This is a genomic window from Oricola indica, from assembly GCF_965227485.1.
Lineage (GTDB): Bacteria > Pseudomonadota > Alphaproteobacteria > Rhizobiales > Rhizobiaceae > Oricola > Oricola indica.
In genome coordinates this window covers 1,987,585-2,002,924 of sequence record NZ_OZ245747.1, presented here as the reverse complement: position 1 = coordinate 2,002,924, position 15,340 = coordinate 1,987,585, and the positions used below count along the sequence as shown (strand labels likewise).

The following is a 15,340-nucleotide window of genomic DNA, read 5'->3' as shown; positions in this document are numbered from 1 at the left end:
TCGATGACGGCATACTCTGTCGTCTTGATGCCCGAATTATGATGGGAGTTTTCGACCGGTCAAGCGCGGACCATCCGCCCGCAAGGCCCGCCGGCCGGAGGAAATTCGAAGGGCGCAGGGTCCATATTGGAATTCGCGCGCGCCTCCCGCTTCGCCTCAAGCAGCCTGTTCCGCGACAGAATGAAGGATGTGGCGCCCCACATTGCGGACATCGCGCTCGCCGCAGAACGCCATGGTCAGATCCAGTTCATTGCGGATGATCTCAAGCGCACGTCTGACGCCAGCCTCGCCGCCAGCGCCGAGCCCATAAAGCCAGGAGCGGCCTATATATGTGCCCTTGGCGCCGAGTGCGAGCGCTCGCAGTACGTCTTGTCCGGAAGAGATACCGCCGTCGAAATGCACCTCGACACGGTCTCCGACAGCGTCAACGACCGACGCCAGAACCGAGATTGACGATGGCGCGCCGTCAAGCTGGCGACCACCATGGTTGGAGACGACGATCGCATCGGCGCCGTTTTCCGCCGCCATTCGTGCGTCATCCGCGTTCATGATGCCCTTGAGTATCAACTTGCGCGGCCATTTGTTCCGGATGCGGGCGATCTTTCCCCAATTCAGTTCCGGGTCGAACTGTTCCGCGGTCCATGACGAAAGCGACGACAAATCGCTCACATTCTTCGCGTGACCTATTATGTTGCCGAATGACCGGTTGCGTGTCCGAAGCATGTCCACGCACCAGCGTGGTCTGCTCGCCATCTGCAGCAAGCTGCTCAAGCCGAGCTTCGGAGGCGCGCCAAGCCCGTTGCGGATGTCCTTGTGCCGCTGGCCGAGGATCTGGAGATCGAGGGTCAGCACCAGCGCGTCGCATCCCGCCGCTTCGGCACGCTCGATCAGATTGTCGACAAAATCGAGGTCGCGCATCACATAGAGTTGGAACCAGAACAGCGTATCCGTCGCCGCCGCGACCGCCTCGATCGAGCAAATGCTCATGGTCGATAGGGTGAAGGGAACACCGAAGCGCGCTGCGGCGCGCGCGCCAAGAATCTCGCCGTCGGCGTGCTGCATGCCGGTCAGCCCGGTGGGCGCGAGCGCGACAGGCATGGAAACCTCCCGGCCCGCCATCTCGCTCCGCGTCGTGCGGTTCGACAGGTCGACGGCCACCCGTTGCTCGAACAGGATCGACCCAAGATCGTCACCATTCGCCCGGTAAGTACCCTCCGTCCACGATCCGCTGTCCGCGTAATCGAAAAACATGCGCGGCACGCGTGCCCCCGCCATGTCCTTCAGGTCGGCAATTGTCAGCGCCTGATCCAGCCTCATGTGACAGCCCTAGATTTTCGCATCCCACGCGACGGTCGTCTGCGTCTGTTCGCCGAGGCCCTCGATGCCGAGCCGGATGGTCTGGCCTGCTTTCAGATAGACCGGCGGCTTTTGCCCCATGCCGACGCCCGGCGGGGTGCCCGTCGAGATGATGTCGCCCGGCTGCAGGCTCATGAACTGCGACAGGTAGCTGACCAGATGCGCCACGCCGAACACCATCGTGCGCGTCGAGCCGTCCTGGTAGCGGTGTCCGTCGACCTCCAGCCACATGGCGAGGTTCTGCGGATCGGCGATTTCGTCGCGCGTCACCAGCCAGGGGCCGATCGGGCCGAAACTGTCGGCGCTCTTGCCCTTGACCCACTGGCCCGCCCGCTCGATCTGGAAGGCGCGTTCGGAGACATCATTGACGAGGCAGTAGCCGGCCACATGATCCATCGCCGCCTCCTCGCCGATGTAACGGGCCTCCTTGCCGATCACGATGCCGAGTTCGACTTCCCAGTCTGTCTTCTCGCTGCCCTTGGGGATAATGACAGGATCGTTTGGTCCGGTGATCGCGCTGGTCGCCTTGAAGAAGATAATCGGCTCCTCGGGCACCGCCATGCCGCTTTCGGCGGCATGATCGGCATAGTTCAGGCCGATGCAGATGAACTTGCCGACACGGCCGTCACAGGGACCGATGCGGCTGTCCGCATCGAGCACGGGAAGTGCGGCGAGATCGGCCGCCGCGATTGTCGCCAGCCCCTCATCGGTGAGGGCATCGCCGGCGATGTCGCCGACGACGGAGGACAGATCGCGGATCGTCCCGTCGGAATGAACGATGGCGGGTTTCTCGGCGCCCTTGGCGCCGACGCGCAGAAGTTTCATGAGGTTCTATCCTAATGGAATTCAGTAAGTCGCCCGGCCGCCGGACAGATCGAAGACCGCGCCGGTGGTGTAAGAGTTCTCCCGCGACAGCAGCCAGGCCACCATTGACGCGGCCTCGTCGAGTTCGAGGAAGCGAGCGCGCGGGATTTTCGACAGCATGTAGTCGATATGCTGTTGTGACATCTGGTCGAAAATGCGCGTGCGCGCCGCCGCTGGCGTGATGCAGTTGACGGCAATATCCTGCCCCGCCAGTTCCTTGCCCAGTGACTTGGTCAGCCCGATCACCCCGGCCTTCGAGGCCGAATAGGCCGAAGCATTTGGATTGCCCTCCTTGCCGGCGATAGACGCGATGTTGACGATGCGCCCATAACCGCGCGCGATCATGCCCGGGACGACCACCCGGTTGATATGAAACGTGCCGATCAGGTTGATGTCCACGATCTTGCGCCATTCGACCGGATCATAATCCTGCAACGTCGCGTTGCTGCCCGCGATCCCGGCAGAATTCACCAGCAGTGAAACCGGGCCGGTTTCCGCCTCCACTTCGGCATGGATGCGTTCCAGCGCGGAGAGATCGGTAATGTCGCCGCATTTCGCGGTCGCGGCCTCTCCGAGGCTTGCCGCCGCTTCACCGGCCAGCTTCTCGTCCATGTCGAGCAGCACAACCCTGGCCCCGCTGTCGACGATGCGTTTCGAGACAGCGAAACCGATCCCCTGCGCGCCTCCGGTGACGATTGCGACCTGGCCGGAAAGATCAATCCTGTTCATCCTGTTGTTCCTTATGCAGCGGCGGCTGATGCGGAAGCGCCTTGCAGCCGTCCGACAAGCGCCCGCAGCTCGTCCAGATCGAACGCATTCAGCCTGAGGCCATTTTCGCGAACATGCGTGCTGCCGATCACGCCGCGATCGAAAAGGATCTGCTTCTCGCAAGCAATGAAGAACTCGAGCGACTGGTCCTCGAACCACAGCAGCGGCATCATGTTCTCGAAGATGTCACGCGCGCCGTCGAGATTGCCTGCCGCAAAACTGCGGTACAGTTCGACGAACCGGTCCACGACAGCCACGCCCGGCATCACCGCCCATGCGCCGCGCCGGAAAGCATCGACCGTGTAGATGCCGCCATTGCCCGACATGCAGCGCAGCGCGCCGCCGGTCGCTTCCTGCAATTCGTCGATGCGGCGCACCGGCACCGGGCATTCCACCTTCGAATATTTCAGATTCGGGATGCGTCGCGTCAGATCGATCAGGAACTCGGTGGAGACCGAAACACCCGTCGTCCGCGGCGCGTCCTGATACATGACCGGGATCGAGACTTCACCGGCGATCGCTTCCAGGAACTTTGCGAAACGCTCGCCCTGCGGCGGTACTCGGCCAGGCGGAAACAGGATCAGCGCATCGGCACCCTTTTCCTCCGCCAGCCTAGCCATTTCCTGTGCGCCTTTGACCGAATCCTCGATAACACCGATAGCAGTGTGCGCGCGTCCCTTGGCAGCGTTCATGAAGGTGTCGAGCGTTTCGATCTTCTCGCTTGGCGTCAGCTTCGTCGGCTCGCTGTTCATCGCGAAGATCGACAGGCTCCGGCATCCCTTGTCGATGGCGTAATCGACGATGTTGACCAGACCTTCGTGGTCCACATCGCCATTGTCCTTGAACGGCGTGTTGAGCACCGGGCAAACGCCCTGGAAAGGTTCGTCCATTTCATTCTCCTTGTATGGTTTAAAGCAGTTGGCCGCCGTCGACATGGATCACCTGACCGGTGATGAAGGCGGCGTGGTCCGAAGCCAGGAAAGTCGCGATGCCCGCCAGATCGTCAGGCATGCCGATACGGCCCATAGGTGTGCGCGAAACGATCGTGTCGTGGCGATCCGGATCGGAGAGCGCCGTCTCGGTTATGTTTGTGCGGATCGTGCCCGGCGCGACGGAATTCGCGGTAATCCCGTAGCTTGCCAGTTCAAGGGCGAGACCGCGCGTCAGCATATCCATTCCCGCCTTCGACACGCAGTAATGCGTCCGGCGCGGCTCGGCGCGCTGACCGGAAATCGAGGAAATGTTGATGATCCTGCCGCCTTTGCCGCGACGTACGAGCGATTGCGCCGTCAACTGCGCGCACAACATTGCCGCCTTCAGGTTGACGTTGAGCATGCGGTCCCATTCGGACTCCTCCAGCGTCAGGAAGTCGACATAGGAAACGATGCCGGCATTGTTGACGAGGATGTCGACGCCGCCCTTCTCCTGATCGAGTTCGGCAAAGAGGGTGCGGATCGCCTCGGTGTTCCCGGCATCGAGCGCGAAAGCCTCCGCGGAGCGGCCCCGCGCCCGTGCATCCTCCACGAAGCCGGCCGCATCGTTCGCTTGACTCAGATAGGTGATGAAGACCCGCGCGCCGGCATCCAGCATGGATTTCGCAATTGCCCGCCCGATGCCCGATGAACCGCCGGTCACGAGCACGGTCTTGCCCGAAAGATCGATCAGCATGATTGCGCTCCCGTTCCGTTGATTTGCCGCGCGGCATCGAGATCGTGGCTTGGCAGCACGATGCCGTCGAAATCCGAAAGCAGGTCGATCACTGCCCGTGACTCCTCGTGCGACGACGTCAGCCCGATCGCGGTTTTCCGCCTGAGATTGTCCAGCAGGAAGATCGCGTCGCCGGGCATGATCACACGCCCGGCATCCGTTTCGCATTCGACCATGATGCTTCCCGGCGTATGACCGCCGACATGGCGGGTACGTACGCCCGGCAGCGGTTCGGCGCTGTCCGGCAGCAGCGAAAGGCGATCCGCGGGCAATGCCTCGAGGAACGCCAGCGCGCCTGCAAGCTGCGGCAGAGCAGTGCGTGCGCCTTCGCTTCGCGCCCAGTCCCATTCCCGTTCGCCGACGAAGAAGCGCGCTCGCCCGAAAAGATCCACGTTCGACGCATGGTCGTAGTGAAGATGCGTCAGGATGACCGCGTCTATATCGTCGGGCGAAAGGCCGGCCGACGCCAGTTGCGCCTGAATTGGCCGCCGGCCCGCGGCCTGCCACGACCGCCCATTGGTCTTCACTGTCGCGTTGATGACCCCGAAATCGCTGATCCCGGTATCCACCAGCGCGGTGAAGTCCGGCGCCCTGAGCAGCCAGCAGAAACAGCCGATGGGCCGCAGCGTCGAGGGCGCTCCGCCCTCGAACAGCACGGCCTCACTCGCCTCGATCTCGGCGAAGGACAGGGGAGTGATTTCGCAGGTCATCGCACGATCAGTCCGACTCGACCTTGAAGCGCTGGATATGACCGGGCTTGTAGGCGTATTTCTCGATGATCTCGTCGGTGATGTGGATGCCGAGACCGGGGCTGTCCGGCACGATCAGATTGCCGTCCACCATCTCGATCGGCTCGACCAGAAGGTCTTCCCGCAGGCCATTGGCGATCTGCTGGTATTCGCAGATCAGCGCGTTCGGGATTGCCGCGAGAAGATGCAGGTGCGCGGTCAGCGAAGCGCCCGTGCGGAAGACATGCGGCGCGATCGGCTTGCCGTAGAGCGCCGCGTATTCGGCAATGCGCTTCACCTCGCTGATGCCGCCGGCATGGGTCACGTCCGGCTGCAGGATATCGACCGCGTTCGCATCGACCAGCGCCTTGAACTCGTAGATCGAGCAGCCGTTCTCGCCGCCCGCCACCGGAACCGCGCTAGCCGCGCGCACTTGCGCATAGCTTGCGATCTCGTCGGTCCGCACCGGCTCCTCGAGGAAAAACAGGTCGATTTCCGCGAGCGCCTTGGTAACCTCGATTGCTTCCAGGACGGTCCACGGTTCGGGCACGTAGCCCTGCCCGGCGTCGAGCATTACATCCATGTCCCGCCCTGCGGCCTCGCGGGTTGCGCGGGCGATCTCGACATCCCTCTTCGCGGAAATACCCCCTCGAACCTTCACCGCCGTAAAGCCGCGCTCGCGATAACTCGCCACCTCTTCCTTCAGCGATTCAAGCGGTTGGGTCATGCCGCCGCTGGCATAGGCGCGGATCCGATCGCGATGCTTGCCGCCGAGCAGGCTGTGAACGGGTACACCGAGCGCCTTGCCCTTCAGGTCCCAGAGCGCGTTCTCGATGCCGCTGATCACGCCCATAGCGAGGCCGCGCCGGCCCCAGTTCGCGCCGAGCTTGTAGAGCTTGCGCTGCAGGACCTCGATCTCGAAGGGATCCTTGCCGATCAGCATCGGCGAAATCGAGTCGCAGATCGCCTTGGCAGCTTCCGGCAGATAATGACCGGTGCCCATCTCGCCGAGACCGTAGACGCCCTTGTCGGTGAAGACCTGCACCAGCGTGCTGTTCCACACCCGAACCTCGCCGCCGGACCAGCCCCACACCTCGTCATCGGTATAGACCTGCGAAAGAAGGATCGGACGAACCTCTGTGATTTTCATGTGATCAATTCTCCATAAGGGAAGTGTGTGCGCGAGGCTTGGGAAGATCCCCCGCGTCGGAAATGCGTGAACGCCCCTCGATCCAGCCGAGATTCATCGGAAACGTGACCGTTTCCCCCGCATCGAGCGTGTAGTGGACGCCCCTCCTCACGGCCTCGGCGAGACCGTAAGCCGGGTAGCTGGTGAAGGGTTCGAGCGCGAAAATGTTGCCCGTCCCGAACCAGGGATATCCGTACGAGCCGCGAAAATTCTGCCAGTACCAGAGATACGGCAGCCGCGCGGCCGGCCATCGCATGTAGACCCCGCAAGCGTGCCGACGGTTCATCAGGGCAAACCAGCCGTCATTGCCGTGCAGGTAGATCATGTCGCAGTTCTCGGTCGTCCCGGAGCGCGGTATCCGCGATCCGTCGACCTGTGCGCCGCCGGCCGTTTCCAGTGACGGCCAGGCGAAGTCACCATCGGCAGGAAACAGGTTCCGGCGCATGCCCGGTTGCCGGGCATCGGGATCGAGAACGGAGCCCGTATTCGTTTCCGCACGCGTCGCCGCGACATCCAGCGCCCAGTCGCCGTCTCCATAGCGCTCGGCATCAAAAGTCAGGTGCTGCCCCCACATGAAGTCCATCGACTGGCGCGATGTGTTGGTCACCGTTTCGACCACGTCGAAGACCGGGTCTCCCTCTCGCAGCCGGACCGTTCGAACCAGGCTGAACGGCGTCTGCGACGTTGCCGCCTCGAATGACACGCTCAGGCTGTCGCCGTTATTGGAACACTCCGTAACATGCCAATCGAGCCGCCATCCTTCGCCCATCATCTCGTGGGCCGCGCCGTCATGGCTGCAGGCACTGCCGCCATTGGGAAAGACCGATTGCCAGCCGCCGGCGAAGCCGTTGACGAAGGCGGAACCGGCCGGTGTCGCCGAAGGCGGAAAACCGTGGCGGTCGGCCATGCGCTCAGGCATGTGCCCGAACACCTCGAAGTCCCGTGGCTTGTAAAAGGCCGAGACGATCTCCGCTCCGCGTTCCGGCATCACCGAAATCCGCCAGTGCTCGTTCTCCAGAATGGAGAGCCGGAAGCCCTTGTAGGTGAAATCACCATTGAATCTGAGGGCATTGGCGCCGCTGTGAAACATCTCCCGCCCCTATCGAATGAACACGCTGGGCAGGTAGGTGACGGTCTGCGGCACGAAGGCGATCAGCGCCATCACGATGATGAAGATCGGGATCATCGGCGCGATATGCCGGCTCGTCCGCGCGAGCCCCGTCCCGGCGAGCGAACTCGTGAGGAAGAGCAGCACGCCGACCGGAGGCGTGATGCCGCCCAGATTGAGCGCAATCACCATCAGGACGCCGAACTGCACCGGATCGAACCCCACGGCGGCTCCAATCGGCGCCAGCACCGGCACCAGGATAATGATGATCACCATCGTCTCGATCACGCAGCCAAGAATGATCAGCATGCCGACGATCAGGCCCAGAATGGCGAACTTGTTCGAGGAAATGGAGAACAGGAAGCCGCGCATCGCCGCAGGAACCTGCTCGATGGCCATGATGTAGGAGAAGATCGCTGCAAATGAGATCACGAGCAGCACCGACGCCGTGACAACGGCCGACTTGACGAAGATTTCCTTCAGCCCCGCAAGCGGCAATTCGCGATAGACGAAGGCGCTGATGACGAAGGCGTAGATCGCCGCGACAGCGCCCGCCTCGGTCGCCGTGAAGACGCCGGCCAGGATACCGCCGACGATCAGCACCGGAGTCAGCAGCGCCCAGAACGCGGACCGGAAGCTGCGCCACAACTCGCCGAAGCTCGCGGACGGCTCAACCGGATAGTTCTCCTTCTTTGCGTAGAAATAGGAGTAGATCATCAGTCCAAGGCCGATCAGGACGCCGGGGACGATGCCACCCACGAACAGCGCACCGATCGATACGCCGGTGAGGCTGCCATAGACGATCATCAGCATGCTTGGCGGAATGATCATGCCGATCGAGCCCGCCGCGGCGATCAGTGCGGCCGAGAAAGCGGGGTTGAACCCCTTCTGGCGCATCGACGGGATCAGCACCGACCCGACAGCGGACGCATCCGCGACACCGGACCCCGAAATGCCCGCGAAGATCATGCTGGTGACGATCGCCACCTGCGCAAGGCCGCCGCGAATGGCGCCGACAAGCGAGTTGGCGAAATTCACGATGCGCAGCGAAATGCCGCCCGCTTCCATGCAGATGCCTGCGAAAACAAAAAATGGGACGGCCAGAAAGGGGAAACTGTCGATCCCGCCGATCATCTTCTGGGCGACCACGAAACCGGGCTGCCCGGAGAAGAACAGGAAGGTGCCCGCGCCGGCGACGCCGATGGCGAAGACGATCGGCAAGCCGATCAGCGTGAGCAGGAAGAACAGTCCAAAGAGAGGAAACAGCATGACGGTTACGCCTCTTCGCGTCCGTCGAGGACGGCGATAATGCGGTCAATGGTGACGACGATCATGAACGTCATTCCGAGCGGAACGGCGCCATAGACGATGGCCTGCGGCATTTCGAGCGCCGGCGTGATCTGTGTCATCGTCAGCGAGACGATCTTCACGCCGAAGAACAGCGCAGCCGAAAGAAAGGCCAGGATGATCACGTTGATGCCAACGAGCGCGGCGATATGCAGCTTCGCAGGCAGGGACCGGTAGGTATCGAAGGCCGAGAAAGCCTTGCGCTGAACGGCAAGAGACCCCGAAAGGAACACGATATAGAACAGGAGGATCTTGGAGACCTCCTCCGCCCAGGCGACCGAGTCATTGAGAAAGAAGCGATTGAAAACCTGAATGCCCGTCAGGCCGATCAAGATCGCAAACAGGATCGCGACGATCCACTCCACTGCGGCGACCACCGCAGAAGCGAACGAATGAAACCAGGTCATTTCCGAATTCCTTGAACGAGTTTCCCGATTGCCCGGCACGCAGCGATCTGATGCGTGCCGGGCGGCTCCGGGAGGAGCTTATTCGACCGCTGCGATCTTTCCGAGCAGTTCGCCGCTTTCGTACTGGGCGCCGAGCTCATCATAGACGGGCTGGACGGCCTGCTTGATCTTTTCGCGCTCGGCATCCGAGACCTCGACGACTTCGACACCGCCGGCCTTCATGGCCTCGACCGCATCGGCATTGGCCTTGACGACCTTGTCGAACAGGGCGTCTGACGCTTCCTGCGCCGCTTCGAGAACGGCAGCCTGGTGCTCCGGGCTCAGACGTTCGAACGCCGCTTTGTTCATGGCCACCAGGATCGGCGGAGACTGGTGCTGGGTCAGGGAGAAGTACTTGGTCACCTCGGTGAACTTCTGCGCCAGCATCGATTCCGGAGACCCCTCGACCGCCTGCACGACGCCGGACTGCAGCGCGGTGTAGATTTCACCGAAGTTGATCGGCGTCGGGTTGGCACCGAGCGCCTCGAAGGTCTTCACGAAGATCGGCACTTCCGGAACGCGGATCTTCAGGCCCTTGAAGCTTTCCAGCGTATCGACCGGCGCATCGGCGGTCAGTGTGCTGCGCAACCCGTAGGCGAAATAGGCGAGAAACTTGAGCCCCTTCTCGTCGAACATCTCATCGACCGCGCCGCGTAGATCGCCGTTGAAGACTTTCTGCTGGTGGTCCATGTCGCGATAGAGGAACGGCAACTCGAACGTGCCGAGCTTCGGATTGATGATCGCCCAGCCGGCGGCGCCGGTCAGCGAGATGTCGTGCGAGCCGAGCGTCGCGCCTTCCAGCAGTTCACGCTCGTTGCCGAGCTGACCATCCGGGAAGATTTTCACTTCGACCGCGCCGTTTGTCTTGTCTGCGACCCGCTCGGCGAAGTCCACCACACCGAGGTGAGACGAGAAAGACGTGTTGAACACATGCGCCGCGCGGATGGTGACATCCGCTGCGGACGCAGGGGCGACAACACCTCCAATATGCGCGAGTGCCGCTATGCAGGTTGCTGCGAGTAGCTTTTTCATTGGCGAAAACCTCCCGTTCGCTCGTTAGCCAGGCTCGGGCGCGATCGGGAACTCCGGTCGAACATCCGAACAATTGCACATTCCCATGCCGGCCGAACCACTCCGGCCACAAACATCAGAAGCGCACAATCCGAAATCGCATAATATGGACGATATGTCCATAGTTTGAGAAACAAAATTCAGCCTCCATTCATTCCGCGCATGCTAGGGCTCCACATGAAGGCGTGATGCGGGATGCAGAAATGCAGCGAATGCGCGGAATCTGGAAGCTACGGCAGCAATTTCAACATCATGAAACGACTGGCTGACATTTGGTCAAAGCTTCCATATTATGCCACTCTCGGGAAACATCGGGGCAAGTCCGATTCCGTGAAGACTGTGAAAACGACCATAGCCACCTGCCGAGGCATTCGACGTGAGCAAGGAATCGAGCAAAACCACGAAGCAGGATCGGGAAGTTCCCGGTGTTGCGCTTCTATACAAGGCTTTCCGCGTCATGGATGCCGTCGCCGAATCGAGGACGCCGCCGCGCATCACCGATCTGCTTGCGGCGACCGATCTGTCCAAGGGCACGCTGTACCGTCTTCTTCAGGCGTTGGTCGATCGCCGGTATTTGCGCCACGACCCGTCCGACCAGTCCTATAGGCTGGGCACAAAGCTCTTCGATCTGGCGCATACGGTCTGGGAGAGCTTCGACCTGAGAAGCGCGGCCTCCAGTGAACTGATCGCCTTGCGCGACCGTCTGGGCGAAACGACCAGACTCTCCGTGCTGGACGGCTATGAAGTGCTTTATATCGACCAGGTCGACGCGACGAGCGAGCTCAGGGTTGCCAGCGCGGTCGGCAGCCGCGCCCCGGCGCATGCCAGTTCTGCCGGCAAGGCCATGCTCAGCAAGCTCGAACCGGTTCAAAGCTCCGAAATTCTCTCCCGCCTCAACCTTGAGCAACTCACGCCGTCGACGATCACGGACGAGATGGAGCTGCGGCGCCACATCGACCTCGTGACTGCGAGAGGCTACGCCACGTCGATGGAGGAGCGGGTCCAGGGTATCGCCTCGGTATCCGCACCTATCCTTGACGCGAGCAACCGGCCTGTCGGAGCCCTGACCGTGACAGGTCCCTCGTTCCGGCTGGACTGGGACAAGCTGGACGCCATCGGCAGGGATCTCATCGACGCCGCGCGTCGCATTGCCGGCAATGCCGGCATGTACACCCAGCCCTTCTCCGTCTCGACACCACCGCGCCCGAAAGAGAGCATTCCCGACGAGGTGTCCTGCGCGTACGAGACCCGGGCCATCCAGGGCGAAGGCCCGCTCTGGGTTCCCGAACAGAACGCGCTCTATTGGGTGAACATCCTCGAACCGTCGCTCAACATCTTCAGCCCGGATCTTCAGCACAACAAGGTCGTCCGCTTCCCCTGCATGCTGAGCGCCGTCGCGCATACGAAGACCGACCGCATGATCGTCGCGACACAGAAGGGCGTTCAGATGCTCGACCTCCAGTCGCACCAACTGACGCCCTTCTCCGATCCCGAACCACGTCTGAGTTCGAACCGGCTGAACGACGCAAAGGTCGATCGCGCGGGGCGCCTATGGGTCGGCAGCATGGCCATCGATGGAACGCCGGGCCACGGAAGCCTGTACTGTATCACCGGAGACGGGTCCGCAGTCGCGGTCGATACGGGCTTCGCAATCAGCAACGGCATCGCCTGGTCCCCTGACGACAAGCTGATGTACTTCATCGATTCTGGCCGAAACCAGGTGTTCCGCTACGAGTTCGACCTGGCAACCGGCGAAATCGGCCGAAGGGACATCCTTATCGAGGTCCCGCAGGAAGCAGGCCGCCTGGGCGGGCTGACAGTGGATCGCGAGGGCTTTCTGTGGATCGCGCATTACGATGGCTGGGCGATCAATCGCTATCAGCCGGACGGAAAGATCGACAGACGTATTCCCCTGCCTGTGCCCCGCCCCACGAGTTGCATCTTCGGAGGCCCCGACCTGCAGGATCTGTTCGTCACCTCCGCACGCATCCGCCTGTCGTCGCAACGGCTCAGCGAAGCGCCGCTATCCGGCTCATTGTTCAGGATTCGCACGGAGTCCAGCGGCATCGCCGAGACGCCCTTCGAGATAAGCTGACGTCTTCATCGCCGCCGCCCGCTTGCAATGCTGACGAGTCTGGCGATTAGAGGAGGCAGAGCGCGCTTGCCCCGACAGCCGAGAAACGAGGAAACGAGCTAACGAGTGCAGGCGTTCTCCGGGTCAGGAAAGGTCCGCTCGTCAATCCGCCATCCTTGACCAGCAGATTGTGGTGTGCGCATCCGCCGTGCCACCCGCAAACAATATTCGGCGGAAGAGAAGATCCGCATCGTGCTGGAAGGTTTGCGCGGTGAGGAGTCGATTGCCGCGTTCTGCCGGCGCGAAGGCATAGCCGAGAGCCTCTACTACAATTGGTCGAAAGAGCTCCTCGAAGCCGGCAAGAAGCGGTTGGCCGGCGACACCGCGCGTGCAGCCACCACCGACGAGGTCAAGCATCTGCGCCGCGTGACCCATGATCTGAAAGAGGTCGTCGCCGAGCAGGCGCTGGAACTGCGGCTGCTCAAAAAAAGCATGATCGCGGATGTGGGTTCCTAGTTCTCTGCATGAAAAACGACTCCTTCACTATCGAAAATAGTGTCCATCAAATCGGGGGAATTCCGACTCCACTTTATGCCTTATTGCGGCCCCCCCAGATAAAATGGCATCTCGAAGCCCAGGTAGTTGGCCGTAAACCACTGCAGAACGCCTTGGGGGTATTCGAGGGTCAGGAAGTAGGATAACACCCCGAAAAAAACGCCGCGGAAAGGCCAAGAAGCGCGTTGCGAACGTGGTTGATACCAACTTTATGCGAGGTGAACAGATAGATGAACACCGCAGCGGCCAGAGGGAACCCAACCAGAAAGGTGCCGCCCAATATGCCCAGAAAAATCCAGCCGAGATAGTAGAACACAGAATGGCTCGTATCGCCGAGCAACTCCTGATCGGACAATACGGAGCAAGGCTTCTTCGCAGCAATCTGCTGGAAAAGCACCGGCAGAATGAAGGCAAAACCCAGCAGGCCGACCCAAAAGGGAAAGATGCGGCCCAGCGTCTGGTAACGGAAGCCGTCGAAGAACGCGACAAGGACGATCACCAACATGAAGATCGTAAAGCCGATTTGTGGCCATTTGCGCCGGGTCGACGCCTCGCTTTCCTCCGTATAGACCTTTCCGGCGTTCGGGTCGTAGCGCAGTGCGGCAATGATCGACAGCACTGTCAACCCCAGCAGGATGAGCACGATTGGCCGCTCAAATATGCTGTAGCCGTAAACCTGGATCGACTGGTACAGGGAGGTCTCGATCCGGTCGGACAGGAAAAAGCCGATCAAAAGAGCCGGCCGAGACCAATCGAAGCGCTTCATGAACACGCCTAGCACGCCGAACACGAACAGTGCGATCATGTCGTTCCACTGCAGTGTCGCCTGAAATGCGGCGAAGAAGATCAAGACCAGCATGAACGGCGCCAGGTATCCGTACCGGATCGTGGTCAGTTTCGCGATTTGCGAAGACAGCAACAGGGCGGCACCGGCCCCAAAGACATTAGCAAGCGCAAGCGACCAGATCATCGTGAAGGTCAGGTCGAGATGCTCGGAAATCATCTGCGTTCCAGGCTGAATACCGATCATGACGAAACCGCCGAGAAGGATGGCGTAGCTGCCAGATCCCGGGATGCCGAACAGGATGGTCGGGATCATCGCCCCGCCTTCCTTCGCGTTGCTGGCGGACTCCGGCGCCACCACGCCGCGGATGTCACCTTTGCCGAATTCCGACTTGTCCTTTGAAGTCTGGACCACATGGCCGTAAGCAATCCAATCGACCACTGATCCTCCGAGGCCCGGCAGAGCCCCCACCACGCAGCCGATCATCGAGCAGCGGACGACGATCCACCAGTTCCGGACCGTATCCTTTAAGCCACGTAACCAGCCGCTGCCCAAGACACCGCCTTTCGAGATCGTCTCATGTCGCCGCAGCAAATCGATAATTTCGGGCACGGCGAACATGGCGAGGCCGATGATCACGATGGCGATTCCGTCGCTGAGATAGGTCGACTCGTACACGCCGGGAATGCCCGTCAGGCGGACAGTGCCGTGCGGTTCGAAACCGATCATGCCGATGATCAAGCCGATTACACAGGACGCCAGCCCCTTCAGCACGTTGTTGCCGGTCAGCACGCCAATCATGCTCAGCGCCAGAACGATGAGCATCATTTGCTCGGCGAAGCCAATGGCGAGAATGATCGGCCGCGCCAAAAAGATGGCCCCCGTCAGGATGACCGCTCCGAACAGTCCGCCGAACAAGGAGGCCGAGAAGGCCGCGCCCAGCGCGCGAGCACCCTCGCCTTTCTTCGCAAGCGGAAAGCCGTCGACAACAGTAGCCTGCGAGGCCGAAGTGCCGGGAATGCCCATCAACACCGATGGAAAGGCATCCGAGGTCGTCGTCGGCGCCAGCAATCCGATCATCATCGCCAGCGCATGCGACGCTTCCATATTGTACACGAACGGCAACAGCAGCGATAAACCTGCGACGCCACCCAGCCCGGGTAGGATGCCGACGAGCATCGCCAACGCAGTGCCCAGAAGCAGAAAGCCCAGATGTGTTGGCTCAAACAGTTGGGTTAGGGCGTCGATGACAATTTGAATGTCCATGTCGGTGAATGCCTTCGTTCCGTGGTCGGTCAGCCCCGAAGATACGCCCGGCCTGTGAGGGCCGGGCGATCTGGCTG

General features: G+C 61.4%; 13 protein-coding genes and 1 pseudogene. 2 read left to right on the top strand and 12 right to left on the bottom strand.

Annotation, left to right across the window (positions count from 1 at the left end):
- Positions 1–156: 156 nt before the first annotated feature.
- From ACQK2M_RS10170 to ACQK2M_RS10120, 11 genes are all read right to left on the bottom strand, one after another.
- Positions 157–1,311 (bottom strand): alpha-hydroxy acid oxidase, encoded by a 1,155-nt coding sequence (locus ACQK2M_RS10170; protein ID WP_425420017.1) that lies wholly within the window; start codon positions 1,309–1,311, stop codon positions 157–159.
- 15 nt (positions 1,312–1,326) lie between these two features.
- A complete protein-coding gene (locus tag ACQK2M_RS10165) occupies positions 1,327–2,181 on the bottom strand; it encodes a fumarylacetoacetate hydrolase family protein (RefSeq protein ID WP_425417706.1) in 855 nt (284 codons plus the stop codon).
- Between the two features lie 21 nt (positions 2,182–2,202).
- The gene (locus ACQK2M_RS10160) at positions 2,203–2,949 is read right to left on the bottom strand and encodes an SDR family NAD(P)-dependent oxidoreductase (protein ID WP_425417705.1); all 747 of its coding nucleotides are present in this window, start codon (positions 2,947–2,949) and stop codon (positions 2,203–2,205) included.
- Positions 2,950–2,960: 11 nt separating this feature from the next.
- Positions 2,961–3,878 (bottom strand): dihydrodipicolinate synthase family protein, encoded by a 918-nt coding sequence (locus tag ACQK2M_RS10155; protein WP_425417704.1) that lies wholly within the window; start codon positions 3,876–3,878, stop codon positions 2,961–2,963.
- Positions 3,879–3,897: 19 nt separating this feature from the next.
- On the bottom strand, positions 3,898–4,656 hold the full coding sequence (locus ACQK2M_RS10150; protein ID WP_425417703.1) for an SDR family NAD(P)-dependent oxidoreductase: 759 nt from the start codon (positions 4,654–4,656) through the stop codon (positions 3,898–3,900).
- The gene (locus ACQK2M_RS10145) at positions 4,650–5,405 is read right to left on the bottom strand and encodes an N-acyl homoserine lactonase family protein (RefSeq protein ID WP_425417702.1); all 756 of its coding nucleotides are present in this window, start codon (positions 5,403–5,405) and stop codon (positions 4,650–4,652) included. The genes ACQK2M_RS10150 and ACQK2M_RS10145 overlap by 7 nt, the downstream gene beginning before the upstream one ends.
- Before the next feature lie 7 nt (positions 5,406–5,412).
- Complete coding sequence (locus ACQK2M_RS10140) at positions 5,413–6,573, bottom strand: mandelate racemase/muconate lactonizing enzyme family protein (RefSeq protein WP_425417701.1); 1,161 nt, start codon at positions 6,571–6,573, stop codon at positions 5,413–5,415.
- A gap of 4 nt (positions 6,574–6,577) precedes the next feature.
- Positions 6,578–7,702, bottom strand: a complete 1,125-nt coding sequence (locus ACQK2M_RS10135) for a hypothetical protein (protein ID WP_425417700.1) — start codon at positions 7,700–7,702, stop codon at positions 6,578–6,580.
- A 9-nt stretch (positions 7,703–7,711) separates the two neighbouring features.
- Positions 7,712–8,989 (bottom strand): TRAP transporter large permease, encoded by a 1,278-nt coding sequence (locus ACQK2M_RS10130; protein WP_425417699.1) that lies wholly within the window; start codon positions 8,987–8,989, stop codon positions 7,712–7,714.
- A gap of 5 nt (positions 8,990–8,994) precedes the next feature.
- Entirely contained in the window at positions 8,995–9,474 is a 480-nt protein-coding gene (locus ACQK2M_RS10125; protein WP_425417698.1) for a TRAP transporter small permease, read from the bottom strand.
- Positions 9,475–9,552: 78 nt separating this feature from the next.
- Positions 9,553–10,545 (bottom strand): TRAP transporter substrate-binding protein, encoded by a 993-nt coding sequence (locus tag ACQK2M_RS10120; RefSeq protein WP_425417697.1) that lies wholly within the window; start codon positions 10,543–10,545, stop codon positions 9,553–9,555.
- A gap of 415 nt (positions 10,546–10,960) precedes the next feature.
- On the opposite strand from ACQK2M_RS10120, the gene ACQK2M_RS10115 reads away from it, so the two are divergent.
- Both ACQK2M_RS10115 and ACQK2M_RS10110 read left to right on the top strand, forming a co-directional pair.
- Complete coding sequence (locus ACQK2M_RS10115; RefSeq protein ID WP_425417696.1) at positions 10,961–12,679, top strand: SMP-30/gluconolactonase/LRE family protein; 1,719 nt, start codon at positions 10,961–10,963, stop codon at positions 12,677–12,679.
- 174 nt (positions 12,680–12,853) lie between these two features.
- Positions 12,854–13,167 (top strand): annotated as a pseudogene (locus ACQK2M_RS10110) (transposase); the annotation flags it as partial.
- Positions 13,168–13,343: 176 nt separating this feature from the next.
- On the opposite strand, the gene ACQK2M_RS10105 reads toward ACQK2M_RS10110, so the two are convergent.
- Positions 13,344–15,263, bottom strand: coding sequence for a tripartite tricarboxylate transporter permease (locus ACQK2M_RS10105; RefSeq protein WP_425417695.1), 1,920 nt, complete (start codon positions 15,261–15,263; stop codon positions 13,344–13,346).
- Positions 15,264–15,340 lie beyond the last annotated feature (77 nt).